At 74.7% G+C, this 25,921-nt stretch carries 21 protein-coding genes; 6 read left to right on the top strand and 15 right to left on the bottom strand.

Features of this window, described 5'->3' with window-relative positions; translation table 11 throughout:
* Nucleotides 1–109: 109 nt before the first annotated feature.
* From folE to V6U77_RS01510, 4 genes are all read right to left on the bottom strand, one after another.
* Complete coding sequence (folE, locus tag V6U77_RS01495; RefSeq protein ID WP_334604356.1) at nt 110–775, bottom strand: GTP cyclohydrolase I FolE; 666 nt, start codon at nt 773–775, stop codon at nt 110–112.
* A 38-nt stretch (nt 776–813) separates the two neighbouring features.
* Nucleotides 814–2,838: an ATP-dependent zinc metalloprotease FtsH gene (gene ftsH / locus V6U77_RS01500; protein WP_334604259.1), complete on the bottom strand. Its 2,025-nt coding sequence runs from the start codon at nt 2,836–2,838 to the stop codon at nt 814–816.
* Between the two features lie 495 nt (nt 2,839–3,333).
* Nucleotides 3,334–3,909, bottom strand: coding sequence for a hypoxanthine phosphoribosyltransferase (gene hpt, locus V6U77_RS01505; RefSeq protein ID WP_334604260.1), 576 nt, complete (start codon nt 3,907–3,909; stop codon nt 3,334–3,336).
* Between the two features lie 100 nt (nt 3,910–4,009).
* Nucleotides 4,010–4,147 (bottom strand): hypothetical protein, encoded by a 138-nt coding sequence (locus tag V6U77_RS01510; RefSeq protein WP_334604261.1) that lies wholly within the window; start codon nt 4,145–4,147, stop codon nt 4,010–4,012.
* 150 nt (nt 4,148–4,297) lie between these two features.
* On the opposite strand from V6U77_RS01510, the gene V6U77_RS01515 reads away from it, so the two are divergent.
* On the top strand, nt 4,298–5,257 hold the full coding sequence (locus V6U77_RS01515; protein WP_334604262.1) for a GlxA family transcriptional regulator: 960 nt from the start codon (nt 4,298–4,300) through the stop codon (nt 5,255–5,257).
* Between the two features lie 22 nt (nt 5,258–5,279).
* Here V6U77_RS01515 and V6U77_RS01520 read toward each other — a convergent pair whose 3' ends face one another.
* The 4 genes from V6U77_RS01520 to dacB form a co-directional block, all read right to left on the bottom strand.
* Nucleotides 5,280–6,920 (bottom strand): gamma-glutamyltransferase family protein, encoded by a 1,641-nt coding sequence (locus tag V6U77_RS01520; RefSeq protein WP_334604263.1) that lies wholly within the window; start codon nt 6,918–6,920, stop codon nt 5,280–5,282.
* 218 nt (nt 6,921–7,138) lie between these two features.
* Nucleotides 7,139–8,131 (bottom strand): tRNA lysidine(34) synthetase TilS, encoded by a 993-nt coding sequence (gene tilS / locus V6U77_RS01525; RefSeq protein WP_334604264.1) that lies wholly within the window; start codon nt 8,129–8,131, stop codon nt 7,139–7,141.
* 10 nt (nt 8,132–8,141) lie between these two features.
* Nucleotides 8,142–9,212, bottom strand: a complete 1,071-nt coding sequence (locus V6U77_RS01530) for a zinc-dependent metalloprotease (protein WP_334604265.1) — start codon at nt 9,210–9,212, stop codon at nt 8,142–8,144.
* A 167-nt stretch (nt 9,213–9,379) separates the two neighbouring features.
* The gene (gene dacB, locus V6U77_RS01535) at nt 9,380–10,810 is read right to left on the bottom strand and encodes a D-alanyl-D-alanine carboxypeptidase/D-alanyl-D-alanine endopeptidase (protein ID WP_334604357.1); all 1,431 of its coding nucleotides are present in this window, start codon (nt 10,808–10,810) and stop codon (nt 9,380–9,382) included.
* Nucleotides 10,811–11,305: 495 nt separating this feature from the next.
* Between dacB and V6U77_RS01540 the strand changes: the two genes are divergently transcribed.
* Complete coding sequence (locus V6U77_RS01540) at nt 11,306–11,812, top strand: inorganic diphosphatase (RefSeq protein ID WP_121401614.1); 507 nt, start codon at nt 11,306–11,308, stop codon at nt 11,810–11,812.
* Nucleotides 11,813–11,846: 34 nt separating this feature from the next.
* Here the strand turns inward: V6U77_RS01540 and eccD are convergent, their stop codons facing one another.
* A complete protein-coding gene (gene eccD, locus V6U77_RS01545; protein ID WP_334604266.1) occupies nt 11,847–13,247 on the bottom strand; it encodes a type VII secretion integral membrane protein EccD in 1,401 nt (466 codons plus the stop codon).
* A gap of 101 nt (nt 13,248–13,348) precedes the next feature.
* On the opposite strand from eccD, the gene eccCa reads away from it, so the two are divergent.
* The 3 genes from eccCa (at nt 13,349) to V6U77_RS01560 (ending at nt 19,618) form a co-directional block, all read left to right on the top strand.
* Complete coding sequence (gene eccCa / locus V6U77_RS01550; protein ID WP_334604267.1) at nt 13,349–17,317, top strand: type VII secretion protein EccCa; 3,969 nt, start codon at nt 13,349–13,351, stop codon at nt 17,315–17,317.
* Between the two features lie 74 nt (nt 17,318–17,391).
* Nucleotides 17,392–18,801 carry a type VII secretion-associated serine protease mycosin gene (gene mycP, locus V6U77_RS01555; protein WP_334604268.1) on the top strand — a complete coding sequence of 470 codons (1,410 nt, stop codon included), beginning with the start codon at nt 17,392–17,394 and terminating at the stop codon, nt 18,799–18,801.
* A 46-nt stretch (nt 18,802–18,847) separates the two neighbouring features.
* The gene (locus V6U77_RS01560; protein ID WP_334604269.1) at nt 18,848–19,618 is read left to right on the top strand and encodes a phosphatase PAP2 family protein; all 771 of its coding nucleotides are present in this window, start codon (nt 18,848–18,850) and stop codon (nt 19,616–19,618) included.
* Between the two features lie 4 nt (nt 19,619–19,622).
* Here the strand turns inward: V6U77_RS01560 and V6U77_RS01565 are convergent, their stop codons facing one another.
* The 6 genes from V6U77_RS01565 to V6U77_RS01590 form a co-directional block, all read right to left on the bottom strand.
* Entirely contained in the window at nt 19,623–20,801 is a 1,179-nt protein-coding gene (locus tag V6U77_RS01565) for a MarP family serine protease (protein WP_334604270.1), read from the bottom strand.
* A 63-nt stretch (nt 20,802–20,864) separates the two neighbouring features.
* On the bottom strand, nt 20,865–21,557 hold the full coding sequence (locus tag V6U77_RS01570) for an NUDIX hydrolase (protein WP_334604271.1): 693 nt from the start codon (nt 21,555–21,557) through the stop codon (nt 20,865–20,867).
* Entirely contained in the window at nt 21,554–22,219 is a 666-nt protein-coding gene (locus V6U77_RS01575) for a TlpA family protein disulfide reductase (protein WP_334604272.1), read from the bottom strand. The genes V6U77_RS01570 and V6U77_RS01575 overlap by 4 nt, the downstream gene beginning before the upstream one ends.
* Nucleotides 22,216–23,004 (bottom strand): endonuclease III, encoded by a 789-nt coding sequence (gene nth / locus V6U77_RS01580; RefSeq protein ID WP_334604273.1) that lies wholly within the window; start codon nt 23,002–23,004, stop codon nt 22,216–22,218. The genes V6U77_RS01575 and nth overlap by 4 nt, the downstream gene beginning before the upstream one ends.
* Before the next feature lie 84 nt (nt 23,005–23,088).
* Nucleotides 23,089–24,252, bottom strand: a complete 1,164-nt coding sequence (locus V6U77_RS01585; RefSeq protein ID WP_334604274.1) for a CapA family protein — start codon at nt 24,250–24,252, stop codon at nt 23,089–23,091.
* A gap of 56 nt (nt 24,253–24,308) precedes the next feature.
* Nucleotides 24,309–24,971, bottom strand: a complete 663-nt coding sequence (locus tag V6U77_RS01590; RefSeq protein ID WP_334604275.1) for an adenosylcobinamide amidohydrolase — start codon at nt 24,969–24,971, stop codon at nt 24,309–24,311.
* 217 nt (nt 24,972–25,188) lie between these two features.
* Here V6U77_RS01590 and V6U77_RS01595 point away from each other — a divergent pair, with 217 nt between their 5' ends.
* Nucleotides 25,189–25,866 (top strand): Crp/Fnr family transcriptional regulator, encoded by a 678-nt coding sequence (locus V6U77_RS01595; RefSeq protein ID WP_088981720.1) that lies wholly within the window; start codon nt 25,189–25,191, stop codon nt 25,864–25,866.
* The last annotated feature ends 55 nt before the right edge of the window (nt 25,867–25,921 follow it).

Below are 25,921 nucleotides of genomic sequence, written 5' to 3' on the forward strand. Positions count from 1 at the left end.
ACGGCCGCGCGGCGTCGGGACTGCCCGGCGGGCCCGCGTCGGCGGGGCTGACGCGCGACGGCCGGCCGACCCCGGGTTGCGCGGGGCGGCCGGCCGGTCTGTCGCGGTGTCAGCGGTGGATGATCAGCGCCATCGCCTCGGCGCGGGACTTGGCGTCGCGCTGGAGGGTGCCCCGCACGGCGGACGTGATGGTCTTGGCGCCCGACTTCTGGATGCCGCGCATCGCCATGCACATGTGCTCGCATTCGAGCACCACCACCACGCCGCGCGGCGCGAGCCGCTCCATCAGCAGGTCGGCGATCTGGGAGGTGAGCCGCTCCTGCACCTGCGGTCGGCGGGCGAAGACCTCGACCAGCCGGGCCAGCTTGGACAGGCCGGTGATCCGGCCGTCCGGCCCCGGGATGTAGCCGATGTGGGCGCTGCCCCGGAACGGCAGCAGGTGGTGCTCGCAGAGGCTCATCACGTCGATGTCCCGGACGAGCACCAGCTCCTCGTGGTTGGCCTCGAAGGTGGTGCTGAGCACCTGGGCCGGGTCGACCCGGAGGCCGGCGAAGAGTTCGGCGTACGCGCGGGCCACCCGGGCCGGGGTCTGCTGGAGCCCGTCGCGGTCCGGATCCTCCCCGACGGCGATCAGGATCTCGCGGACGGCCTTCTCGATCCGCCCGAGGTCCATGGACTCCTCGACGGGCCGACCGGTGAGCTTGCCACTGATCAGGCGCGCGGCGACGTAGTCGAGGGTGTCGTCGCCGTCCGGCTCGGTCGCGGAGACGGCCAGTCCCCGGTGCTCCCGGGAACTGGCCGTCGGGTCGGTGCTCAGTGCGAACCGTCCGAGTTGTTGGAGATGTTCGAGCTGCCGCCGCCCACCGTCGCCTGGGCGCCGTCGGCCTGGGCCTGCACCTTCAGCGCGTCCTTCTCCGCCGGCGTGAGCACCGGCGGCTCGGTCGAGGGCTGACGCTTGCCGAAGCCGTTGTACGGAGCCATCGGCGGTCGCTTGGCCACCCGGGCGCAGATCCGGGCCATGTCGGCGGTGGAGAGGGTCTCCTTCTCCATCAACTCCAGCACGATGTTGTCCAGGACGTCCCGGTATTCCACCAGGATCTCCCAGGCCTCGTCGTGGGCCAGCTCGATGAGCGCCCGCATCTCGCCGTCGATCTCGGCGGCGACGACGTCGGAGTAGTCCCGCTCGTGGCCCATGTTGCGGCCGAGGAACGGCTCGTCGCCGCTGGTGCCGTACTTGATCGCGCCGAGCTTGGAGCTCATGCCGTACTGCGTGATCATGGCTCGGGCCAGCTGGGTGGCCTTCTCGATGTCGTTGCCGGCGCCGGTGGTCGGCTCGTGGAAGACCAGTTCCTCGGCGGCCCGGCCACCCAGCGCGTACGCCAGGGTGTCGACCATCTCGGCGCGGGTCTGGGTGTACTTGTCCTCGGTGGGCAGGACCAGGGTGTGGCCCAGCGACCGGCCGCGGGACAGGATCGTCACCTTGTGCACCGGCGCGGCGTGCGGCAGCGCCCAGGCGACCAGCGCGTGCCCACCCTCGTGGTACGCGGTGATCTTCTTCTCCTGGTCGCTCATCACCCGCGTGCGGCGCTGCGGACCGGCGATCACCCGGTCGATCGACTCCTCCAGGGAGTCGTTGCTGATCGCCCGCTGGTCCTTGCGGGCGGTGAGCAGCGCGGACTCGTTGATCACGTTGGCCAGGTCGGCACCGCTGAAGCCTGGGGTGCGCCGGGCCACGGCGTCGAGGTCGACGTCGGGCGTGAACGGCTTGCCCTTGGCGTGCACCCGCAGGATCGCCTTGCGGCCCTCCATGTCGGGGGCGTCCACCGGGATCTGCCGGTCGAAGCGGCCCGGGCGCAGCAGCGCCGGGTCGAGGATGTCCGGCCGGTTGGTGGCGGCGATCAGGATGACCCCGCCCTTGGTGTCGAAGCCGTCCATCTCGACGAGCAGCTGGTTGAGGGTCTGCTCGCGCTCGTCGTGGCCGCCGCCCATGCCGGCGCCGCGGTGGCGGCCGACGGCGTCGATCTCGTCGACGAAGACGATGGCCGGGGCGTTCGCCTTGGCCTGCTCGAAGAGGTCGCGGACCCGGCTGGCGCCGACGCCGACGAACATCTCGACGAAGTCCGAACCGGAGATCGAGTAGAACGGCACCCCGGCCTCGCCGGCGACGGCGCGGGCCAGCAGCGTCTTACCCGTGCCGGGCGGACCGAAGAGCAGGACGCCCTTCGGGATCTTGGCGCCCAGGGCCTGGTACTTCGCCGGGTTCTGCAGGAAGTCCTTGATCTCGTGCAGCTCCTCGACGGCCTCCTCGGCGCCGGCCACGTCCGCGAACGTGGTCTTCGGCGTGTCCTTGGTGATCATCTTCGCCTTGGACTTGCCGAAGTTGAGCACCCGGGAGCCGCCGCCCTGCATCTGCGACATGAAGAAGAGCAGCAGGAGCACCAGCAGGGCGATCGGGAGCAGGTTGACCAGCAGGCTCACCCAGATGCTGTCGGACGACACCTCGACGTTGGCCGGACCGGTGACCCGGTTGTTCGCCTTGGCCTCGAGGACCTCGTTCCAGACCTCGTCGCCGACCTCGTAGGGGAACTGCGCCTCGATCCGGTCGGTGTCGGTGTCACCGAACTTGGTCTTGTCCTTCAGGTCGAGCCGGAGCGTCTGCTCCTTGTCCTGGAAGACGACCTTGTCGATGCCGCCCTTGTTGAGCTGGTCGAGCGCAATGGAAGTGTCCACCCGGTGGTAGCTGGGACCAGCGGTGAACAGTTGACTGAGCACAACGGCGCCGAGGATGACCAGGATGATCCAGACCACCGGTCGGCGGAAGAAACGCGTACGTTCCATGCTGTTGTCGAGCGCCGAGGCGCCCGCATCCTCCTGATCGACGTCCTGACCGTCTGATGGTGTCGCCGCCTGCGGCGGCGGCCGGAGCCGCCGTGCTGGCCGACTCGACCCCGAGGCGCGAAACTGCCGCGCCGCGGTCATTCGACGGTACACCGTGCACGCGAGGAGTGAGCTTGCGAGCCCCGCAGTCGCGCACAAAGGGAACAGTTGTGCGCGCACCGAGCGAGCTTGCGAGCCCCGCGAACGCGCACGATCGGATCATCTTTCGTGCGCCAAGCGGGCCTGCGAGCCCAACAATTACGCGTAGGGCGAACCGGGTCCAGCCGGCGTGACGGGAGCTCCGCGCCCGTCCTCCCGTCCGCCCGGTCACGCGGTTCGAGGGGCGGGCATGGAGGATGCCTCCACGCCACCGGCCTCCACCGTAGTCCGATTCGCTGAGAGCCCGCTGAACGTCCGCTCGATCGGCGCCGATGCGACGGGCCGCCGCGGGAGGGCTCAGGATCGCGCGTACACCTCGGGCTTGAGCACGCCGACGTAGGGCAGCTCGCGGTAGCGCTCGCCGAAGTCGAGGCCGTAGCCGACGACGAACTCGGTCGGGATGTCGAAGCCGACGTACTTCACCGGCACCGGCACCTTGACGGCGTCGGGCTTGCGGAACAGCGCGACCACCTCGACGCTCGCGGCCGAGCGGGACTCCAGGTAACGCAGCAGCCAGGACAGGGTCAGGCCGGAGTCGACGATGTCCTCGACCACGACCACGTGCCGGCCGGCGATGTCGCGGTCCAGGTCCTTGAGGATGCGGACCACGCCTGAGGAGGTGGTGCCCTGGCCGTAGGAGGAGATGGCCATGAAGTCCAGCTCGGCCGGCGGCCCGCTGCGCCCCAGCGCCCGAGCGAAGTCGGCCATGAACATCACCGCGCCCTTGAGGACGCAGACCAACAGGAGCGCGTCATCGACGTCGGCATAGTCCGCCGAGACCTGCTTGGCGAGTTCCGCGGTCTTCTCGCGGATCTGCGCCTCGGAAATGATCACGTGGTCGATGTCGGCGTCGTACCAGGAGCCGTCAGCCATGGCTCCTAGCCTGCCGTACGCCCGTCGGCGTCCGTCGGCGGGGCCGCCCCTTTCGGGCGCGGCCCCGATGCGGACGAAGTCGCGAAGGCCGTGAACCACCTCAGCAGGCCCGCGACCGCCAGCGGCGGCCGTCGTCGGACGGCTTCCAGTCGGCCGAGTCCCGGCTGTCGGCGGTGAGGCCGGCGACCGAGGCCAGCGCGAGGATGACGAGGAAGAACAGGAAGAGCAGGATCTCCATGGCGGCGCTCGCTTTCACACGGTTGCTGTTGTTTTCGCCGCCGGTGCGCACCGGACTGGAACCAGTCTCCGCCCGGCCCCACCGCCCGGACAGTGGCAGAGATGCCATGCCTCCTCGATTTCCTGCCACTCCTGCCGTTACCCTCGTCACATGCTGAGGTCGGTCGCCGTGCTGGTGCTGGACCAGGTCGCCACGTTCGAGCTCGGGGTCCTCGCCGAGGTGTTCGGGACCGACCGCACCGCCGACGGCTTCCCCGGCTACCGCTTCCGCGTGTGCAGCCCCGACGGGGCACCGGTCCGCACCTCGTCGGGCTTCCACCTGGTCCCGCACACCGACCTCGACCCCGTCGCGGAGGCCGACCTGGTCGCCGTACCGGCCCACCGGCACGGCACTGTCGTGCCGGCCACCGTGCTCGCCGCGCTACGTCGGGCCGCCGACCGGGGCGCGTACGTGTTCAGCGTCTGCTCCGGCGCGTTCGTGCTGGGCGAGGCGGGCCTGCTCGACGGCCGGGAGTGCACCACCCACTGGCGCTACGTCGATGAGCTGCAACGCCGCCACCCGACCGCCCGGGTCCGGTGCAACTCGCTCTACGTCCAGGACGACCGGCTGCTCACCAGCGCCGGCACCGCCGCCGGCATCGACGCCTGCCTGCACCTGATCCGCCAGGAGCACGGCTCGGCGACCGCCACCCGGCTGGCCCGCCGGATGGTGGTCCCCCCGCACCGCGACGGCGGGCAGGCGCAGTACGTCGAGGCGCCCATCCCCAGGACCCCCGACGCGCCGACCCTGGAGCCGGTGCTGGAGTGGCTGATGGGGCACCTGGACCGCCCCGTCACCGTCGACGAGTTGGCCGCCCGGGCGGAGATGTCCCCGCGCACGTTCGCCCGGCGGTTCCGCGCCGAGACCGGCACCACCCCGCACGACTGGCTGACCAACCAGCGGGTGTTGCTGGCCCGCCGGCTGCTGGAGGAGACCGGGCTCAGCGTCGAGGCCGTCGCCGACCGGGCCGGCTTCGGCGACTCGGCGGCGCTGCGGCACCACTTCGCCCGTCGGGTCGGCTCCACCCCGCACTCCTACCGGGCCACCTTCCGCGGCCGGGCGGGGGCCTGAGCCCTCCGGGCCGACGGCGGGGTCACCAGCCGAGCATGCCACCGCCCACCCGGGGTTCCGAGCCGACGACGTAGCCGCCGTCCGGCAGTCGCCAGATCGCCTGCCCGTGCCCGAAGACCCCCGGCTCCTCCGCCACGGCGACCTCGTGGCCCCGGGCCCGCAGGTCGGCGAGCGCGGCACGCCCCTCGGCGGTGGCGACCAGCTCCGGCTCGACCAGCACCGACCGGCCCGCGTGCCAGTACCAGCGTGGCGCGTCCAGCGCCGCCTGCGGGTCGAGCCCGCCGTCGACGGTCGCCGAGACGAGCTGCACGTGCCCCTGCGGCTGCATGTGCCCGCCCATCACGCCGAACGGGCCCACGGGCCGCCCGTCGCGGGTGAGGAAGCCGGGGATGATCGTGTGGTAGGGCCGTTTGCCGGGCCCCACCACGTTGGGGTGGGCGGGGTCGAGGCGGAACCCGAGCCCCCGGTTCTGCAGGGCGAAGCCGTGCCCGGGCAGCACCACCCGCGAGCCGAAGGCCAGGTAGGTCGACTGGATCAGGCTGACCATCATGCCGCCGGCGTCGGCGGTGCAGAGATAGACCGTGCCGCCACGCTGCGGATCGCCGGCGGTCGGCTCACCGGCCCGCTCGGTGATCAGCGCGCGACGGGCCGCCGCGTACGCCGGCGACAGCAGCGCCTGCGTCGGCACCGGCACCCGCTCCGGGTCGGCCACGTGGGCGTGCGCGTCGGCGAAGCCGAGCTTCGTCGCCTCGATCTGCCGGTGCAGACGCTCGGCGAGGGGCAGCCCGGCGAGGTCGACCCCGTCGAGGATGTGCAGCGCCAGCAACGCCGCCAGGCCCTGCCCGTTGGGCGGCAGCTCCCAGACCTCGTGCCCCCGGTAGCGCACGGACACGGGGGTCACCCAGGTCGAGGCGTGTCGGGCCAGGTCGTCGCCGGTGAGCAGCCCTCCGGTGCGGGCGGCGTGCGTGGCCAGCGCCTCGGCGATCCCGCCCCGGTAGAAGTCCTCCGCCCCGGTGTCGGCGATCAGCCGCAGGGTCCGCGCGGCGTCCGGGTTGCGCCACCGCTCCCCGGGCCTCGGGGCCCGCCCGCCGGGCGCGAACAGCCGGTCGAACTCGGCGAACTCCGCGCCGGTCGGACCGGGCGCGGCGAGGGCGCGGGACCAGATCCCCGCCACGCCGGGGGAGACCGGATGGCCGTGCTCGGCGTAGCCGATCGCGTCGGCGAAGAGCTCGGCGAAGGGCAGCGAGCCGAACCGGTCGTGCAGGTCACGCCAGCCGGCCGGCGCGCCGGGCACGGTCACCGGCAGCCAGCCCCGGGCGGGCATCGCCGCCCCCGAGCGCTGTGCGCCGCCCAGCGCGTCGACGGCGGACGCGCCGCGCCCTCCGGTCGCCGCGAGCACCAGCTCGCGGGTCAGGGCGGCCGGGGACCGGCCGGAGGCGTTGAGCCCGTGCAGCCGCTCGCCGTCCCAGACGATCGCGAACAGGTCGCCGCCGATGTCGTTGGACGGTGGCTGCACCACGGTCAGGGTGATCGCGGTGGCCAGGGCCGCGTCGACGGCGTTGCCGCCGCGTCGCAGCACGGCCAGGCCTGCGGCCGCGGCGAGCGGCTGGCTCGTCGCCACCGCGCCGTGCGGCGCGAAGAGCGGCTGTCGGGGGTACGCCATGCGCAATGTCTACCGCCTCCCGGCGGATCCCGCGCCCCCGGAACCGGACCCCGGGCCACGGACCCCGCCAACGGCCGGCGCCACAGACCGGACTCCGGGGCCGCGCCACGGGCCACGGCTCCGGGGCCCGCGGCTTCGGGCTCCGCGGCTCCGAGCCGGGGGCTTCGCGGCTCCGCGACTCCGAGGGCCCTCGGGCTTCGCGGCTTCAGACGAGCCGGTCAGCGGGGGCCGATGGCGGCGAGCCGGCCGTCGCGGCGCAGCACCCGCAGCCCGCCCGGCAGGTGCGCCGGGCCCTGCCCCCGCCAGGCGGTGACCAGCGCCTCCAGTGCGGTCACGTGCCGGTGCGACAGGGCGGCGGGCGGGGCCCCCAGCTCCCGGGCCCAGGCGTGCAGCACCCGGCCGCGTATCGCGGGGCGAAGTTCGGCCAGCGCCCGCACCGCGAGCCCGCCGTCGGGGTGTCGGACGTCGACCAGCGCCGCGCCGGCCAGCTCGTCGAGGACGGCGTTGTCCGCCGCCACGAGCCGGGCCGTCCGCGCCAGGTTGTCCAGCACTCCCGGCCCGAGCGCGCGGACGAGGGCGGGCAGCAGGTCGGCCCGGACCCGGGCCCGGGCGTACGACGGGTCGGCGTTGTGCGGGTCCTCCCACGGGTGCAGCCCGAGCACCGCACACGCCGTGCGGGTCTGCTCCCGGCCCACCTCCAGCAGCGGGCGCAGCAGCGGCACCCCGTCGAGGTCGCGTCGGGCGGGCATCCCGGCCAGGCCGCGCGGGCCGGCGCCCCGGGCCAGCGCGAGCAGCACCGTCTCCGCCTGGTCGTCGCGGGTGTGCCCGGTGAGCAGTGCCGCCGCCCCGAGCCGGCCGGCCACCTCGGCGAGCGCCCGGTAGCGGGCCTCGCGGGCGGCCGCCTCGGGTCCCCCCGGCCGGCCGGCCACCTCGACCCGCACCGACTCGACCGGCGCCAGGCCGACCTCGCGGGCCCACGCCACCACGGCAGCGGCCCGCTGCGCCGAGCCCTCCTGGAGGTCGTGGTCGACCGTCACCAGGCCCGCGGTGCGGCCCATCCGGGGCGCCACGAACGCGGTGGCAGCGGCCAGCGCGAGCGAGTCCGCGCCGCCCGAGCAGGCCACCAGCACCGGGCCCGCCGGCGGCACGTCGGCCAGCGCGCGACGGACCGCGACGCGGATCGCGGCCACCGGTGGGGCGAGCGCGGCCACCGGCGTCCGGTCAGCCGACGGTCGGGGCAGGGCCGACCGGCCCGTGCACCCGCGCCACCCAGGCGTCCGGGTCACCGAGCTCGTCCAGCCGGGGCAGGGTGAGCGGCGAGCCGAAGATCTTGTTGAAGCCCTCCATGCCGACCCGGTCCACGACGCCGTGCACGAACTTGCGGCCCTCGGCGTACTGGCGCATCTTGACCTCGATGCCGAGCAGCCGGCGGATGGCCTTCTCCAGCGGGTTGCCGGCCTCCCGGCGCCGGTTGAACGCCGCCCGGATCCGCTCGACACTCGGGACCACCTGCGGGCCGACGCCGTCCATCACGAACTCGGCGTGCCCCTCGAGCAGGGTCATCAGCGCGGTGAGCCGGTCCAGCACGGCCCGCTGGGCCGGGGTCTGGACGATGTCCAGCATGCTGGTGCGGCTCTCCGGGTCCTTCACCGCGTCGGAGAGCGTGGCCACGCCCCGGCGCAGCCGCTCCAGCAGGTGCTCGCCGCCGCTGGACGACGCGTCCACGAACGCCTGCACCTCGCTGAGGAAGTACGCCCGCATCCACGGCACGGCCGTGAACTGGGTGCGGTGGGTCACCTCGTGCAGGCAGACCCAGAGCCGGAAGTCACGCGGGTCGGCGCCGAGCTTGCGCTCCACCTCGACGATGTTCGGCGCGACCAGCAGCAGCTGCCCCGGGTCGGCGGAGAAGACCTCGTACTGGCCGAGGACGCGGCCGGAGAGATAGGCCAGCACCGTGCCGGCCTGCACGCCGGTGACCCGGGAGCCGATCGCCTCGGTCAGCGCACCCGGCTGCTTGTCCTTCGCGAGCCGGCCGACCAGCGGGGTGATCACCTCGCGCAGCCCGGCGATGTTGGTCGCCGCCCAGTCCCGCCGGTCCACCACCCGCACCGGCGGGTGGGACACCTGCGAGCGGAGCCCCGTGTAGTCCGCGACGTGCCGCGCCGCCTCGTCGGTCAACCGCCGCAGGTCACCGACCACGTCGGTGGCCTCCGCGTACGACACCCGGGGGCCCGACTTGCCCAGTGCCCCCGCGGTCGCGGCGGCCAGATCCCAGTCCACGAACTGCGCCATGCACCCCACCGTACCCGCGCCGCGACACCCCGGCCCGGGCTCGCGCTGGCGATCGACGCCGGTGGCACGCCTGACGTCGGTCCGGCCCGACGCCGTCGCGCGTGCGTCCCGGCATCCATCCGGCCGTCGGCACGGTCGACGACGCCCGCGTCCGGGGTCGACGCCGGTCAGCGGCAGCCGCAGCCGGCCAGGGCTGCGCCGATCCGGTCCAGTGCGCCCCGGGCCGCCGTCAGCCCGTCGGGGGGTACCGCGTCGGTGAGCACCGCGAAGGTGAGCAGCCGCCCGTCGGCGGTGCTGACCACGCCGGCGATGGCGTGCACCCCGGTCAGGGTCCCGGTCTTGGCCCGGACCACCCCGGCGCCGGCCTTCGTCGCCGCCGTGTCGTACCGGCCGGCGAGGGTGCCGGACCAGTCGGCGACGGGCAGGCCGCCGAAGATCGCGGCCAGCTCGGGGCGGCTGCCGTCGCCCGCGAGCGCGATCAGGTCGGTGAGCAGCGAGGGGCTGATCCGGTTGCTGCGTGACAGGCCGCTGCCGTCGGCGAGGGTCAGCTCGTCGGCCGGCAGGCCGAGCTCGCCGGCCACCGCGTCCATCGCCGCGCCGGCGCCGACGAACGAGGCGGGCTCGTTGCGGGCCAGCGCGACCTGCCGGGCCAGCGCCTCCGCGACGATGTTGTCGCTGTCACTGATCATGATGTCGACCAGCCGGACCATCGGCAGCGACTCCACCCTGCCCAGCTCGGCGCCGGGCCCCGGGGTGGCGGCGCCGGTGGCGGCCGCGGGAGCGGTGCCGCGGGCGACGGCGCCGGCCGGCACGCCGAGCAGCCGGGCGAAGGCCCGACCGGCGGCCAGGTCGGGCTGGGATACCCGCTCGGCCCAGTGGTTGCCGGCCGCCTCGTCCTTCTTCGCGCGGGTCACGTCGCTGCGGGCCCCGTCGGTCATCAGCGCCGTGATCGCGCCGCCGTAGCCGCCGGTGGGGATGTCGTCGTCCCAACCCGGCTCGAACACCGGCCCGGAGTAGAGCGACGAGTCGACCGTCACCTTCGTCGGTTTCGTGCCGCCGAGGGCGTCGCGCACCTGCGCCGCCAGGTCGTCCAGGCGGGCCGCGCCCGGGTAGAAGCCCTTCCTGTCGACCGCCAGCGTGGGATCACCCCCGCCGACGATCACCACCTCCCCCGGGGCCGCGCCGGCCACCGCCCGGGTGGAAATGCGGTGGGCCGGACCGCGCGCGGCGAGCACCGTGACCCCGGTGACCAGCTTGGTGACCGAGGCGGGCACCGTGCCGTCGTCCTCGCCCCGACCGAAGAGCGGCTGGCCCGTGGCCACGTCGGCCACCGACACGTGCACCCGGGCGCCGAGGGCGGGCACGCCCACGAGCGGGGCGAGCGCGGCGCGTACGCCCTCGGGGGTGGGCATCGGCGCGTTCGCGTCCGTGCCGGCCAGCACCGCCGCGGGCGCCGGTTCCGCAGCCGGCGCGGCGACCCCCCGGCCGGCCGGCTCGTCGCCCAGCCAGTCCGCCACCGGTCCCGGGCGGACCACGGCGATCCCGACGGCGGCCAGCACCAGGACCAGGACCAGGACCGCGGCCAGCACGATGGGCAGGGTCCGGCGGCGGCGGGGGGCCGGCGCCGGGTCCGTCGCGGCCGGAGCCGGTGGCCCGGCGGGCCGGGCCGCGGCGGCCCAGAGATCGGTCGAGCCTGACGAGGGGTCCCCACCCGCCGGAGCGGTCGGGGCGCCGGGAGCGGTCGGGGCGCCGGAGCCGGCCGGGCTGCCGTAGTCCGGGGACGGACCGGACGTCAGGTCGTCGGAGCCGGGGGACGCGGCCGGGCGGGAAGGGTGGGCGTCGGGCACCGGGAACCGCCCGGTCGCGCCGCCGGAAGCAGATCGTCCGGTAGCCCGTCCAGCATCGGCATCCGGACGGTAGTGTGAATCTTCCCTCCCCACGGCCCCCTCCTCGCCCCGCCAAAATCTGCTTGGGTGACACTACTTCGGTCCGAACACTATGCGGCGGCCGGAGCCCGCGGGTGGGCATTCATCCGTGGAGCGGCGTGCCGCTGGTTTCCGTTGGCCAGCGTGGGCAAACGAGGGAGCGTGCAGATGGATTTCGACGTGACGGTTGAGATCCCCAAGGGTCACCGCAACAAGTACGAGGTCGACCACGCGACCGGCCGGATCCGGCTGGACCGCACCCTCTTCACCTCCACGCAGTACCCGGCCGACTACGGCTTCATCGAGGGGACACTGGGCGAGGACGGCGACCCGCTGGACGCGCTCGTGCTGGTCCCCGAGCCCACCTTCCCGGGCTGCCTGATCCGGTGCCGCACGATCGGCATGTTCCGGATGACGGACGAGAAGGGTGGCGACGACAAGGTCCTCTGCGTGCCCTACGAGGACCCGCGCCAGGAGCACCTGCGCGACATCCACCACCTCGGCGAGTTCGACCGGCTGGAGATCCAGCACTTCTTCGAGGTCTACAAGGACCTGGAGCCCGGCAAGTCGGTCGAGGGCGCCACGTGGGTGGGGCGCATCGAGGCCGAGGCGGAGATCGTGGCGTCGTACCGGCGCGCCCGGGAGGCCGAGGCGCGCGGCGAGTCCGCGCACTGACCCGGCACCGACCACCGACGGGCCCGGGGGCCGCTCAGCCGAGCAGCCCCCGGGCCCGTTCGTACAGGTCGAGCACCGCGCAGGCGACGGGCACCACCGACACCACCAGCGCGGTGTCGGTCAGGTCCGCGATCCGGCCGACGTACGGGGAGACCGGTCGGCGGGCGTACGTGGTGCCGGCGGCCACCGCCACGAGAGCCAGCGCCAGCCCGCCGACGACCAGCGCCAGCCGGACCGCCGGACCGGACCGCTCGACGAGCACGGCGCCCAGCACGGCGTACCCGGCGAGGCCGGCGGCGACGGGTGGCACCCGGTGGCGCAGGGACACGAAGAGCCGGGAACGCAGCAGCAGCACGGCCGCCACGACCGCCACCAGCAACCGGCCCGACGTGCCGCCGGAGAGGCCCAGCACCACCGCGGCGGCGACCGTCAGCACGGCGTGCCCCAGCAGCATCCCGGTGAGCATCTCCTCGGTGCGGGCCACCGCCGCGTAGACCCGGTCGGCGTCGGGCAGGTCACGGACCCGGTCGGCGTCACCCGGCTCACCGACGGGCACGGTGATCGGGGGCAGTGGCACCTTGCCGAGCCGGATGGCCAGCAGCGGCACCGCCCCCACGGCGAAGACCAGCACGCAGAGCAGGACCGCCGCCGTGCCGGCCGGGCTGAGCAGCAGTCCACCGAGGGCGGCCAGCGCGCCCACGAACCCGGCGGTGGCCCCCGCCACGAAGACCCGCAGCCGGGTGGCGACGCCGACCAGCCCGAGCACCGACACCAGCAGCAGCGCGACCGAGCCGGCCAGCAGTTCGGGCGCGCCGATCCAGCGCAGTCCGGCAACCGGCCCGACCGGGTCGCCGGAGGTGACCGCGAGGGCGCCCGCCACCGCCGCGTACGGCAGGGCGTAGCCGCCCAGGGTCGCGCCGGCCGGCCCGTCGCCGTGGGCGCGGGACGCCACCACCCCGGCGAGGGTGAGCAGGAGTGCCACCACGGCGGCGGCCGGCCAGGCCGCCTCGTGCGCCGGCCCGCCGGCGGTCACGGCGAGCAGCCCGACGGCCAACGGCACGGCGGCCCCACCCAGTGCGGCGGTCCGGGTGGCGGCGGGCGACCACGCGCCGCCGCGCCGCCGGGCGCCGTCGGCGATCGCCTCGACCACGTCGTCGTACTCCAGCTCGGGCCACTGCGCGCGGGCCGGCACGAGGTGCAGCACCTCGCCGTCGCGGACCCCCTGCGGCAGCAGCGCCTGGGCGGTGGTCAGCACCGTCCCGTCGGTGCGCCGCAACACCCAGCCGCCGTGCCGCTCGCCGTCGTCGGCGAGCCCCTCACCGGCGTGCCGCAGCACCTCCGGCAGCAGCTCGGCCAGGGGCACCTGCTCGGGCAGTGCGACGTCCACCCGCCGCTGGGGGGCGCTGATGGTGACCCGGGCCAGCCCGATCGTCATCGACTGATCTCCATCCTCGGCGGGGTCGGTGGCTGCGCGGACGACAGGACTTTACCTACCATGAGCCAGGCTCGGGTTACCGAGCGCTGTCAGGAGGTCGAGTGTCCACTGTCGTCATCAAGCGGCCGCCGCGCCGACCGGCGCCGGAGGTTCCGGTGGGTGAGCTGCCGGTGGACGCGCCGCCGGAGATCCCCGCCGTCGCCGGCGGACGCTGGCAGCAACTGCTCATGGTGCTGCCCATGCTCGGCGGCACCGTGGCGATGGCGATGATGTTCGGCCGGGGCGGCGGCGCCTACTCCTACGTGGTCGGTGGGATGTTCGGGCTCTCCTCGCTGGCCATGCTGGTGACCTCGTGGGGCAGCGCCTCCGGCACCCCGAAGAAGTCGGAGATGATGGCCGCCCGCCGGGACTACCTGCGGCACCTCGCGGTGCTGCGGCGCCGGGTGCGGCAGACCGCCGGGCAGCAGCGCGCCGGGCTCTACTACCGGCACCCGGATCCCGGCCGGCTCTGGTCCACGGTCGACAGCCACCGCGTCTGGGAACGCCGCCCCACCGACCCGGACTTCGCGGTGGTCCGGGTCGGCGTCGGCCCGCAGACCCTCGCCACCCCGCTGGTTCCCCCGGTCACCCGGCCGCTGGAGGAGCTGGAACCCATGACCGCCGGTGCGCTGCGTCGGTTCCTGGACGCGTACTCCGTGGTGCCCGACCTGCCGGTGGCGCTCTCCCTGCGCAGCTTCGCCCGGGTCTTCGTACGCGACGCCACCGCCGCTCCCGCCGCCGACGGATCCGCCGCACAGGCGCTGGCCCGGGCGATGCTCGCCCAGCTCGCCGTCTTCCACGCCCCCGACGAGCTGCTCGTCGCCGTCTGCGCCGGGCCGGAGCGGCGGGCCGCCTGGGAGTGGGTCAAGTGGCTGCCGCACGCCCACCACCCCACCCGCACCGACGCGCTCGGCCCGGTCCGGCTGGTCACCAGCGCGGGGGCGGAGCTGGAGGGCCTGCTGGACGAGGTGCTGGCCAGCCGGTCCCGGTTCAGCCCCGCCGGCCCGGCCACCGACGGCCCGCACGTGGTGGTGGTGCTCGACGGGGGCGACCTCACCGGGGCCACCGACCTCACCGGCGACGGCGGCATCGACGCCGTCACGATCATCGACCTGGACACCCCGCCGCCACGCCTGCTGGACCGGTTCGCGCTGCTGCTGGAGCTGCGCCGGGGCCGGCTGCACTCGCACTCCGCCCAGGGACACGCCGAGGTGGGTACGGCGGACCGGCTGGACCTCGTCGACGCGGAGGCCGTCGCCCGGCGGCTGGCCCCGCTGCGGCTGGCCACCGCGGCACGCGGCCCGGACGCCCCGCCCGGCGCCGAGCTGGGCCTGCCCGAGCTGCTCGGTCTCGGCGACCCGGAGAGCTTCACCGCCGAGCAGGGGTGGGCGCCCCGCTCCGCCCGGGAGCGGCTGCGGGTGCCGATCGGGGTGGGCACCGACGGCGGCGCCATCGAGCTGGACCTGAAGGAGTCCGCGCAGGACGGGATGGGGCCGCACGGCCTGCTGATCGGGGCGACCGGCTCCGGCAAGTCCGAGCTGCTGCGCACGCTGGTGCTCGGGCTGGCCGCCACGCACAGCTCGGAGCAGCTCAACTTCGTACTGATCGACTTCAAGGGCGGCGCCACCTTCGCCTCCTTCGACCGGCTGCCGCACACCGCCGCGGTCATCACCAACCTGGCCGACGCGCTGCCGCTGGTCGACCGGATGGTCGACGCCATCAACGGTGAGCTGGTCCGCCGCCAGGAGCTGCTGCGCCGGGCCGGCAACTTCGCCAGCCTGCGCGACTACGAACGGGCCCGCGCCGCCGGCACCCCGCTCGCCCCGCTGCCGTCGCTGCTGCTGATCTGCGACGAGTTCTCCGAGCTGCTCTCGGCCAAGCCCGACTTCATCGACCTGTTCGTGCAGATCGGCCGACTGGGCCGGTCGCTCGGCGTGCACCTGCTGCTGGCCTCGCAGCGGCTGGAGGAGGGCCGCCTGCGCGGCCTGGACACCCACCTGTCGTACCGGATCGGGCTGCGGACCTTCTCGGCGCTGGAGTCCCGCACGGTGCTCGGGGTGCCGGACGCGCACGAGCTGCCCCGCTCCCCCGGCCACGGCTACCTGCGCTTCGGCACCGAACCGCTGGTGCGGTTCAAGGCCGCGTACGTCTCGGGGGCGCTGCGCCGGCGCGGCGCGGCGCCGGGCGCGGGCGGCGCGCAGGCCCCGCGCCTGCTCGCCTTCTCCACCCACCTGGTGCCCGAGCCGGAGCCGGTCGGGCCGCCCGCCCTGCCCGCCACCGCCGACGAGGGCGCCACGGAGAGCCTGCTGGAACTGATGGTCGACCGGCTGGCCGGGCAGGGGCCGCCCGCCCACCAGGTGTGGCTTCCCCCGCTCGGCCCGGCGCCGGCCCTGGACGAGCTGCTCGGGCCGGTCGCCGTCGACCCGGCGCGCGGCCTCGCCTTCGGCAACCCGGAGCTGCACGGCGCGCTCCAGGTGCCGGTCGCGGTGGTCGACAAGCCCTTCGAGCAACGCCGCGACCTGCTCTGGCTGGCACTGGACGGCGCCGCGGGTCACGTCGCGGTGGTCGGCGGGCCGCAGAGCGGCAAGTCGACGGCGCTGCGCACGCTGATCTGCGCCCTGGCGCTCACCCACACCCCGACCGAGGTGCAGGTCTACTGCCTCGACTTCGGCGGCGGCGGGCTGGCCGCGCTGCGCGACCTGCCGCACGTCGGCGGGGTCACCGGCCGCGCCGACCCGACGGCCGTGCGGCGTACGGTCGGCGAGATCGCGACCCTGCTGGTCGACCGGGAGCGGTGCTTCGCCGAGCTGGGCGTCGAGTCGGTCGCCGCCTGGCGGCAGCGCCGGGCCGCGCTGACGCACACCGGCCAGCCCGGGACCGACCCGTTCGGCGACGTGTTCCTGGTGGTGGACGGCTGGGCCACCCTGCGCGGCGAGTACGACGACCTGGAGCCGCTCATCACCGACCTGGCCACCCGCGGGCTGTCGTACGGGGTGCACGTGGTCGCGACGGCGGTGCGCTGGCTGGACTTCCGGCCGGCGATCCGGGACCTCTTCGGCTCCCGCCTGGAGCTGCGCCTCGGCGACCCCGCCGACTCGTTGGTGGCCCGCCGGGCGGCGGCGAACGTGCCGGAGAAGACCCCGGGCCGGGGCGTCACGGCCGAGAGCCTGCACTTCCTGACCGCCCTGCCGCAGCTCGACGCCTCGGGCGGGGACACCACGGACCTGGTCAAGCAGGCCGCCGGAAGCTGGGCCGGCCCGGTCGCGCCGCCCGTACGGCTGCTCCCGCCGGTGCTCCCGTACGCCGAGCTGGACCTGACGGCGACCACCGGCCTGCGCATCCCGGTGGGGATCGCCGAGGCGGACCTGCGCCCGGTGGTGCTGGACTTCGCCACCGAGCCGCACTTCGTGGTCTTCGGCGACGCCGAGTGCGGCAAGTCGTCGTTCCTGCGCGCGCTGGCCACCTCGATCATGACCCGATTCACCCCCGAGCAGGCCCGCATCATCCTGGTCGACTACCGCCGCAGCATGGCGGACATGACCGAGTCGTCGTCGCCGCACCTCATCGGCTACGGCTCCGCCGCGGCGCACACCACCGACCTGATCGAGTCCGCCGCCGGCTACATGGCGGGGCGGGTGCCGGGGCCGGACGTCACGCCCGCGCAGCTACGGCAGCGGTCGTGGTGGTCCGGGCCGGAGCTGTTCGTGCTGGTCGACGACTACGACCTGGTCGCCAGCGGGCCGTCCAACCCGCTGCGCGCCCTCGAGGAGCACCTGCCGCACGCCCGCGACGTCGGGCTGCACCTGGTGCTGGTGCGCCGCTCGGGCGGTGCCGGACGGGCCCAGTACGAACCGCTCGTGCAGCGCCTGCGTGAGCTCTCCACCTCGGGGCTGGTGATGGCGGGCAGCCCGGAGGAGGGGGCGCTGGTGGGCCCGGTCCGGCCCGGTCCGCTCCCGCCGGGACGGGGCCGGCTGGTGACCCGGCGCGAGGGCGTACGCCTGGTCCAGCTGGCTCATCTGCCGCCGCCGTGACCGGTGTCCCCGGAACGCCCCGCAAGGTCGTGGGGAACCGGTAATCTCCGATCGTCATGTTTGCGTCGCGATCAATGCCTGAGGATGTGACGACCGTGCGGCACAGTTGTCCGCCAGCGGCTCGGCGGATCGCCGGACGCACGTTGCTCGGTGTGGCGGCCGCCGTCGTGTCGGTCGCGGCTCCGGTCACGGCGGCCGGTGCCGCGCCCCGACAGCCCGCCACCCGGCCGGTCCTGCACCAGCCGGCGGCCGTCGTCCCGGTGGCGCTCGCGGCGCCCGACGGCAGGAAGCGCCCCGACCAGGTCCGCGACGAGCAGTGGCAGCTCGACGTGCTGCGGGCGAGGACCGCGTGGCGCAGCTCGACCGGGGCGGGAGTCACCGTCGCGGTGATCGACTCGGGTGTGGACGCCGCCCACCCGGACCTCGTCGACCAGGTGCTGCCCGGCCTGGACCTGGTAGCTCCCCGGGGCGCGACCGGCGACCCCGATCCGGTCGGCCACGGCACCACCGTGGCCGGGCTGATCGCCGGCCGCAACGACGACGGGCGAGGGGCCGTGGGCCTGGCGCCGGGCGCCCGGATCCTCCCGGTGCGCGTGCTCGACGCCGAGAACCGCTACGACGACGCGCTGATCGTCGCCAAGGGCGTGCGGTGGGCCGTCGACAACGGCGCTCGCGTGATCAACCTGTCCCTCGGCGGCAGCGGCGACAGCCCCGCCCTGGCGGCGGCGCTCGACTACGCCTTCGCCCGGGACGTCGTCGTCATCGCGTGCACCGGCAACCTGGGCAACTCCGCCAACGCGAAGGTCTGGTACCCCGCCCGCGAGCCGGGCGTCATCGCGGTCGCCGGGTCGGAGCGCGACAGCGACAACCTCTGGTCCGGCTCGATCACCGGACGGGCCACCGTACTCACCGCTCCCGCCACCGGCCTGGTCGGGGCCCGTCCGGGCGGCTACTGGCGGGTGCAGGGCACCAGCTTCGCGGCGCCGCTGGTCGCCGCCACCGCCGCGCTGGTGCGGGCCCGCTACCCGCAGATGGCCGCCGGCGACGTGGTCAACCGGCTGCTCACCACCGCCCGCGACCTCGGTCCGACCGGCCGGGACGACCGCTTCGGGTACGGCATGGTCGACCCGGTCGCCGCGCTGAACGCCGAGGTGAGCCCCGTGGGCCACAACCCGCTGGACGACCAGACCTCGCCGGGCGTGGTCGGGTTCGGGCCGGCGCCGGGGGCGGCGCGACCCGACGTCGCGGGGGTCGGCGGCGACCCGCTCGGCTTCACGGTGCCGCGCCAGCAGTCCCGGTGGGCGGCACAGCCGGCGGGTGGGCACGAGGACACCACGCCGGAGCAGTTGTGGACGGGTGCCGCGTTCCTCGTCGCCCTGTTGACCGGGGCGGCGCTGATGGTGCGCCGGTTCCGTCAGTGGACCCCGCTGGCCTCGCCCCGACGCGCCACCGGCACGTGGCGTCGCCCGCCACCGTCACCCTGAGCCGGAACGGGTCTGAGCGGGCCCCGTCCCGGGTAGGACGAGTGTCATGAGCCCGTCCGGCCCGCGTACCCTCGCCGCCCCGCCGCGCTCCTCGTGGCGCGACCGCCGGCTGCACCCGGAGCACCCCCGGGGCCTGCGGCTGACCCTCGCGGCGACCGCCGCGTTCCTGGTGGCGGTGCCGTTCACGCTGCTGGCGGCCCTGGTCCTGGGAGACTGGCCGCCGCTGCGCCGGCTGGACACGGCGGTCACCGACGCGCTGGCCGCCCACGCCGCCGACCACCCGACGTGGGTGGACGCGATGGCCCTCTGGACCGACGTGTTCGCCCCGATGCCGCTGCGCGTCGGGGCCCTGGTCCTGGTGCTCTGGCTGCTGCACCGGCGGGCCCGGCCGCTGGCGGTCTGGGTGGCCGTCACCATGGCGGCCGGGGGCCTGCTGGGCCCGCTGCTCAAGCTGCTCGTCGGTCGGCCCCGGCCGGACCTGCCCGCCCCGGTCGCCGAGGCGCCCGGCCTGGCCTTCCCGTCCGGGCACGCGCTCAACGCGGCCCTCGCCGCCGGAGTGCTGCTGGTGGTGTTCCTCCCGCACGCCCGGCCTGCCGCGCGTTGGTTGGTGTGGACGGCCGCCCTGCTGCTCGCGCTGGTGACCGGGTTCAGCCGGGTGGCCCTCGGCGTGCACTGGACCAGCGACGTGCTGGCCGGCTGGCTGCTCGGCGCGGCCGTGGTGGCCGCGACGGCCGCCGCCCTCACCGTCTGGCGGGCCACCCCGCCCGACCGGCCGGCGCCGCCCGCGGAGCCCGGGCCGGCGGGTACGCGGTACTGACCGGTCAGGTGCAGCCGCCGGTGCCGACGGCGCGGGTGCGCTCGGCGCCGGCGAGGGCGACCGGACGGGCCTCGGCCGCGGTCACCGCGAAGCCGGTGTTCGGGTCGTCGGCCGCCGCAGCGAAGATCACCCCGAGCACCAGCCCGTTCGAGGAGACCAGTGGGCCGCCGGAGTTGCCGCTCTGCACGAGCGCCCGGATCGTGTAGACCTCCCGGGTGACGTTGCCGGCGGAGTAGATGTCCGGCCCGGTGATCCGGTCGACGTCCCGGATCCGCGCCGACTGCGCGTTGTAGGGACCGTCGAGCGGGAAGCCCAGCACGATCGCGTCCGCGCCGCTGCCCGCGTTGCCGGCGGCGAACCGCATCGACGGGCCGGGCAGCCCGGGCACGTGCAGCACGGCCAGGTCGCGGTCCGGGTCGTAGACGACGACCTTGCTGTCGTACCGGTCGCCGTTCAGCTCGACGACGGTGGACCGGGTGCCGGCGACGACGTGGGCGTTGGTCATCACCCGGTCGTCGGCGTAGACGAAGCCGGAGCCCTCGATCCGACGCGAACAGCTCGGGGCCGAGCCGAGCACCTTGACCACCGACCGTTGGCTGTTGACGACCACCTGGGATCCGGCGAGTGCCGGGTCGGGCGGCGACACCTGCCGGGCCCGGGTGGGCGCCAGGTCGCCGAAGACGTCGGGGAAGCCGTTGGTGTCCACGGTGTCGCGCAACGCGGTGGAGAGCCGCTGCGCCTCGTCGGGCAGGACGCGGTCGACCACGGTGAGCAGCGCGCTGTTGCGCACCGAGGAGGCCAGCCAGGGCAGCGACGACGAGCCGAGCGGCACCGCGACGAGCCAGGCGACCAGGAGCACGGCGAAGATCGAGACGAACGCCCCGCCGACGTCGTCGACCCGCTTGCCGACGTCGCTGGTGATCGTCTTGCGCAGGTGGGAACCGAGCCAACCGGCGAACGCCTGGCCGACCACCGCCAGCCCGAAGATCGCCACCAGGGAGATCAGCACCCGGGTGCCGCTCTCGACGAACTGCTGGGCCAGCAACGGCCCCAGTTGGAGGCCCACCAGCGCGCCCAGGAAGAAGCCGGAGAACGACAGCACCCCGATGACGAAGCCCTGGCGGTATCCGCTGATCGCGAACACGAGCATGAGCAGCAGCAGTACGAGATCCACGGCGGACACGCGTCAAGCGTACGGGCACCGTGCCCGCGAGATGACCATCGCTTGCGGAAGGTCCCCGTCCGGTCAGCGCACCGGGGTCTCGTCGACCGCGTCGGTGCCGGCCGAGGGCGCCGGGGTGGCACCGGTCGGCGGTAGGTCCACGACCCGGTCGTGCGGCCAGGGCCGGGCCCAGCCGCCCATCTCGAGCAGGGCGGCCAGCACCCCGGCGGTGAAGCCCCAGACCAGCATCCCGCGCGCCGAGAAGGCCGGACCGATCCAGCCGCTCGGGTGGCGTACCCGCATCCGGTTCGCCGGGTCGACCAGCTCGGCGACCGGCAGCCGGGCCACGTGCGCCACCTCGCCCGGCTCCCGGGGGTGCACCGGGTGCGGCGCGTGCCACCAGGCGAGCACGGGGGTGACCACGAAGTCGCTGACCGGGATCCAGAGCTTCGGCAGCTCGGCCAGGACGGTGACGCTGGCCGGGTCGAGGCCGACCTCCTCGTTCGCCTCGCGCAGCGCGGTCGCGCGGACGTCGACGTCCTCCGGGTCGGCCGCCCCGCCGGGGAAGGCGGGCTGGCCCGCGTGGTTGCGCAGGGTGGCCGCCCGCTGGAGGATCAGCACGTCCGGTCCGGCGCCGGGCTCCTCGCCGAGCAGCACCAGCACCGCGCTCTCCCGTCCCCCGCTCTCCGGGGTGACCAGCCGGGTGAAGTCCTCGCTGCGCGCGCTGTCGAGCCGGGTCAGCAGCGGGTCGAACCAGCCCGGCGGACGCCGGCTCACGCCGGCACCGTCACGCCGAGGTGCTGGCGGACCAGCTCCGTCAGCCGGGCGTCGTCGAGGGCGCCGCTGGAGTCGATGTGCCGGACGTGGCCGTGGGCGTCGACGAGGACGGTCAGGGGGATGGCCTTGCGGTTCAGCTCCCGCTTCAGGCTCTCGCCCTGGTCGACCAGCACCGGGAAGCGGATGCCGAAGTCCTCGCCGATGGCCTGGGCCGCCTCCCGGCCGTCCTGGTTGTTGACCCCGACCACCTGGAGCTGGCCGGCGGCCCGCTCGCTGAGCCGCTGGAAGGCGGGCAGCTCGGTGCGGCAGGGCGGGCACCAGGACGCCCAGACGTTGATCACGGCCGGGCCGCGCAGGGCGCGCAGGGCGACCGGGGCGCCGCCGGTGAAGCAGTTCAGGGACAGCTCGGGCAGCGCCTGTCCCCCGCCCCCGGGCGGCGACGCCGGCGGGGCGGACGCGGGCGGCGTACCGAGGGCGGAGCAGTCCTGGAAGGGCGACGGACGGCTCGCGGCGGCCTTCTGCCGGTCGGTGGGACCCGGATCCTTCTCCTGCGTGCCGGCGGTGCACCCGGCGACGGCCAGCAGCACGGGTACGAGCAGTGCGGCGAGCCGGCGGTTCGTCGGTCGCGGGGCCCGCGGCGCCCGTGCACTCCGCGCGCTCACGGCGCCTCCGCCACGACGGCCTGGACCGGCACCAGCTCCGGGTCGACCCCGGCCGCCACCGCCAGGTCCCGTGCCCGGGGACCCTTGAGCAGCTTCGCGGCCGCCGCCGGCTCGGTCGGGCCGGTGCCGTACGACGGGCAGAGCTTCGCCAGCGTGCAAGCACCGCAGGCGGGCTTGCGGGCGTGGCAGACCCGCCGGCCGTGGAAGATGATCCGGTGCGACAGCATGGTCCAGTCGCGCCGGGGGAAGAGCGCCCCGATGGCGTGCTCGATCTTGACGGGGTCGGTCTCGGCGGTGAGCCGCCAGCGCTGCACCAGCCGCTGGAAGTGGGTGTCGACGGTGATCCCGGGGACGTCGAAGGCGTTGCCGAGGATGACGTTGGCGGTCTTGCGGCCGATGCCGGGCAGCGTCACCAGGTCGGCGAGCTTGCCGGGGACCCGGGCGTCGTACCGCTCCACGAGGGCCTGGCCGAGCTTGATCAGCGAGTCGGTCTTGTTGCGGTAGAAGCCGGTGGGCCGGATCAGCTCCTCCAGCTCCGCCCGGTCCGCCCCCGCGTAGTCGGCGGCGGTCGGGTAGTGGGCGAAGAGCTTCGGGGTGACCTCGTTGACCTTCTTGTCCGTGCACTGCGCGGAGAGGATCGTCGCGACGGCCAGCTCCAGCGGATTGGAGTGGTCCAGTTCACAGTGCGCGTCGGGGTGGGTCTCGGTCAGTGCCCGGCCGATGCGCCGGGCGCGGCGGGTGCGCCCGAGGTCGGTCTCGGTGAAGCCGGAGGAACTCGTGGTCACGACGGCCAGCCTACGTCGCCCGGGAGACGGCCGGCCGGGTCCACGCGCCGTGCCGTCCCGGTCGGCCGCTCCGCGGTGTCCCGGTCAGCCGCCCTGCGGCGCGCTGATGGCGCCGGAGTCGTCGAACCGGGCGCCGGTCTCCGGGAAGTCGCTCCTGGTCAACTGCTTCACGAGCCCCAGCCCGCGGTCGTCGCGGTCCATGGTCGGCTTGCCGATGGAGTTCATGTACGTCGAGACGAACGACCCGCCGGCCCAGCTGCCGTCCGGCTTCAGCGACACCTTGAGCACCCCGCCCCAGCCGAGCCGGCCCGCGTTGCTGAGCGAGTTGCCCCCGCCGGCGAAGTTGCCCAGGCTGTAGGCGATGAGCCGGCCCTTGTAGAACTCCATGCCACGCAGCACGTGCGGGCCGTGCCCCACGATCAGGTCCGCCCCGGCGTCGATCATCGCCTTGGAGAACTTGACCGGGTCGCCCCGGTTCTCGCCGAGGAACATCTCGGTGCCCGGCTTGACCCGCGTCTTCTCGGAGCCCTCGCCGCCCATGTGCACCTGCACGACGACCACGTCGGCCATGCCGGCCGCCTTGGTGATCACCTTCTTCGCCGCGGCGATGTCGGTCAGGCTGTTGGACCACACGTACGACGAGAAGCCGGCGACGGCGACCTTGACCCCCTTGACGTCGACCACGGTGATCTGGTCGGGCGCCCCGGTGTGCGCGAGGTCGTACTTCTCCAGCGCCTTCTGGGTGTTCTCGTAGCCCTTCGGGCCGAAGTCGTAGCCGTGGTTGTTGGCCTGGTTGAGCAGGTCGAAGCCCGCGTCGCGCAGGTGTGCGGCGTACTCGGGCGGGGCCCGGAACTGGAAGCAGCGGGTCGAGTTGGGCCCGCACTTGCCGGTGCCGGTGTCGACGGTGAGCGGCTCCTCCAGGTTGCCCATCACCAGGTCGGCGGCGAGCGCCTTCTCGACCGAGTCGAAGAAGCCCTTCCCGCCGGCCGGGGGCAGCCGGTTGGGCGCGTTGCCCATGATGATGTCGCCGGTCGCCGAGAGCGAGATCGCCTGCTCGGCGGGCTGCGCGGACGGGGTGGGCTTGCCGGAGCGGACGGGGGCGCCGGTGCCGCCGCCACCCGCGCCGGGCTGCCAGACCGCGTCGGACCCGGAACCGGGCCCCCCGCAGCCGGCGGCGAGCAGGACGGCGAGCAGCGCGCCGAGGGCGAGTGCGGCGCGGCGGCGGGGAGAGGAGGCGGCAGCGTACATCGACCGCGACCTTATCGGCTGTGCAACGCCGGAACGAGGGCCGATCGGACGGAGTGTCAGCCCACCGGTTGGTCCGACCACGGGACCACGGTGCCCGCCCCGCCGGCCGTCACGGCGGCGTGCACGGCCCGGGCCAGCGGGGCGCCCCAGGTCGAGCGCGGGCCGCCGTACGCCGACTCGGGGCCGTCGACCGGGCAGAGCACGGTGACGGCGTCCGTCGGGGTGCCGGTGCCCGGCACGCCCAGCTCCGCGATCGCCTGCGCCTTGGCCTCCGTGGCCGTGGCCACCACGTTGACCAGTGCGGCGTCGCCGAGCCGGGCCGGCACGTACACCACGATGTTGACGGTGCCGACCCGCTGGACGAGCGTCGCCGGGGCGGGCTCCGCCGCCCGGACGGGGGTGCCCAGGCCGACCGTCGCCCAGACCCGCACGCCGGTGTCCGTCCGGGCGACCACCTCGGCGACGTCCACGCCGGTCAGCAGGCCGATCCCGGGCCCGTCGAGGCCGAGCCGGTCGGCCAGTTCGGCCAGGTGGTCGGCGGGGTCGTCCCGGTCGTACGACATGGGCACGGTCGCGTTCACGACCCAGTGCCGGACGCCGATCCCGCCGCCCAGCGGCGCGGAACTGACCGCGCGCAGCGGTCGGTCGGCGCGCCAGACCAGCAGCGGGACGTCCCGACCGTCCTCCGGGCGGCCGGTCAGCACGGGTTCACTGAGCACGTGGTGACCCTACGGCCCGGGTGTCGGGGGCCGTGCCGGCGGCCGGGCGGACGCGTGATCCTACTGCCTGATCAGGGCTGGCAGGTTACGCCCAACGATCAAGATTCCAGGGGTGCACCTCTGATTGCTGCTCACGTGCGCCTAGACTGGCGACGCGCGAGGGATCAGCGGACGGCGGACCCGGCCGACGGACGGCACGCGCAGGCGGAGGTGCGCGATGGACGAGGTACTGGCCCGCAGCGGGATCTTCCAGGGCGTCGACCCGGAGGCTGCCGAGGCGCTCGCCAAGGAGATGGAGACGCTCGAGGTCCGCAAGGGCGAGGTCGTCTTCAACGAGGGTGAGCCCGGCGACAGTCTCTACATCCTGCTGTCCGGCAAGATCAAGGTGGGCCGGCGGGCCGCCGACGGCCGGCAGAACCTGATCGCGGTCATGGGCCCGTCGGACATGGTGGGTGAGCTGTCGCTCTTCGACCCCGGCCCCCGCACGGCGACCGCCACCGCGGTCACCGACACCCGGCTCGTACGGCTGCGCAAGCAGGCCCTGCGCCCGTGGCTGAACAACCGCCCGGAGATCGCCGAGCAGCTGCTCCGGGTGCTCGCCCGCCGGCTCCGGCGCACGAACGACTCCCTGGCCGATCTGATCTTCACCGACGTGCCCGGCCGCGTCGCCAAGAACCTGCTCCAGATGGCCGGCCGCTTCGGCACCCGCGACGGCGGGGTGCTGCGGGTGACCCACGACCTCACCCAGGAGGAGATCGCCCAGCTCGTCGGCGCCTCCCGGGAGACCGTCAACAAGGCGCTGGCCGACTTCGCCTCGCGCGGATGGCTGCGCCTGGACGGCAAGAGCATCATCATCCTCGACCCGGAGCGCCTGGCCCGCCGCGCCCGCGTCTGACGCGTACGACCCGGATCTGCCCGGGGCAGAATCGCTGGTCACCGTGCCCGCCCGG

It is taken from the genome of Micromonospora sp. CPCC 205546 (assembly GCF_036902715.1).
Classification (GTDB): Bacteria; Actinomycetota; Actinomycetes; order Mycobacteriales; family Micromonosporaceae; genus Micromonospora.

Coding starts and splice junctions, on each gene's coding strand:
- hpt (WP_334604260.1), bottom strand. CDS start 3,909: ATGGCTGACGGCTCCTGGTACGACGCCGACATCGACCACGTGATCATT.
- mycP (WP_334604268.1), top strand. CDS start 17,392: ATGCCTGAGGATGTGACGACCGTGCGGCACAGTTGTCCGCCAGCGGCT.
- V6U77_RS01595 (WP_088981720.1), top strand. CDS start 25,189: ATGGACGAGGTACTGGCCCGCAGCGGGATCTTCCAGGGCGTCGACCCG.
- V6U77_RS01530 (WP_334604265.1), bottom strand. CDS start 9,212: ATGGCGCAGTTCGTGGACTGGGATCTGGCCGCCGCGACCGCGGGGGCA.
- V6U77_RS01585 (WP_334604274.1), bottom strand. CDS start 24,252: ATGTACGCTGCCGCCTCCTCTCCCCGCCGCCGCGCCGCACTCGCCCTC.
- eccD (WP_334604266.1), bottom strand. CDS start 13,247: ATGACGATCGGGCTGGCCCGGGTCACCATCAGCGCCCCCCAGCGGCGG.
- ftsH (WP_334604259.1), bottom strand. CDS start 2,838: ATGGAACGTACGCGTTTCTTCCGCCGACCGGTGGTCTGGATCATCCTG.
- V6U77_RS01540 (WP_121401614.1), top strand. CDS start 11,306: ATGGATTTCGACGTGACGGTTGAGATCCCCAAGGGTCACCGCAACAAG.
- V6U77_RS01520 (WP_334604263.1), bottom strand. CDS start 6,920: ATGGCGTACCCCCGACAGCCGCTCTTCGCGCCGCACGGCGCGGTGGCG.
- V6U77_RS01560 (WP_334604269.1), top strand. CDS start 18,848: ATGAGCCCGTCCGGCCCGCGTACCCTCGCCGCCCCGCCGCGCTCCTCG.
- V6U77_RS01515 (WP_334604262.1), top strand. CDS start 4,298: ATGCTGAGGTCGGTCGCCGTGCTGGTGCTGGACCAGGTCGCCACGTTC.
- V6U77_RS01510 (WP_334604261.1), bottom strand. CDS start 4,147: ATGGAGATCCTGCTCTTCCTGTTCTTCCTCGTCATCCTCGCGCTGGCC.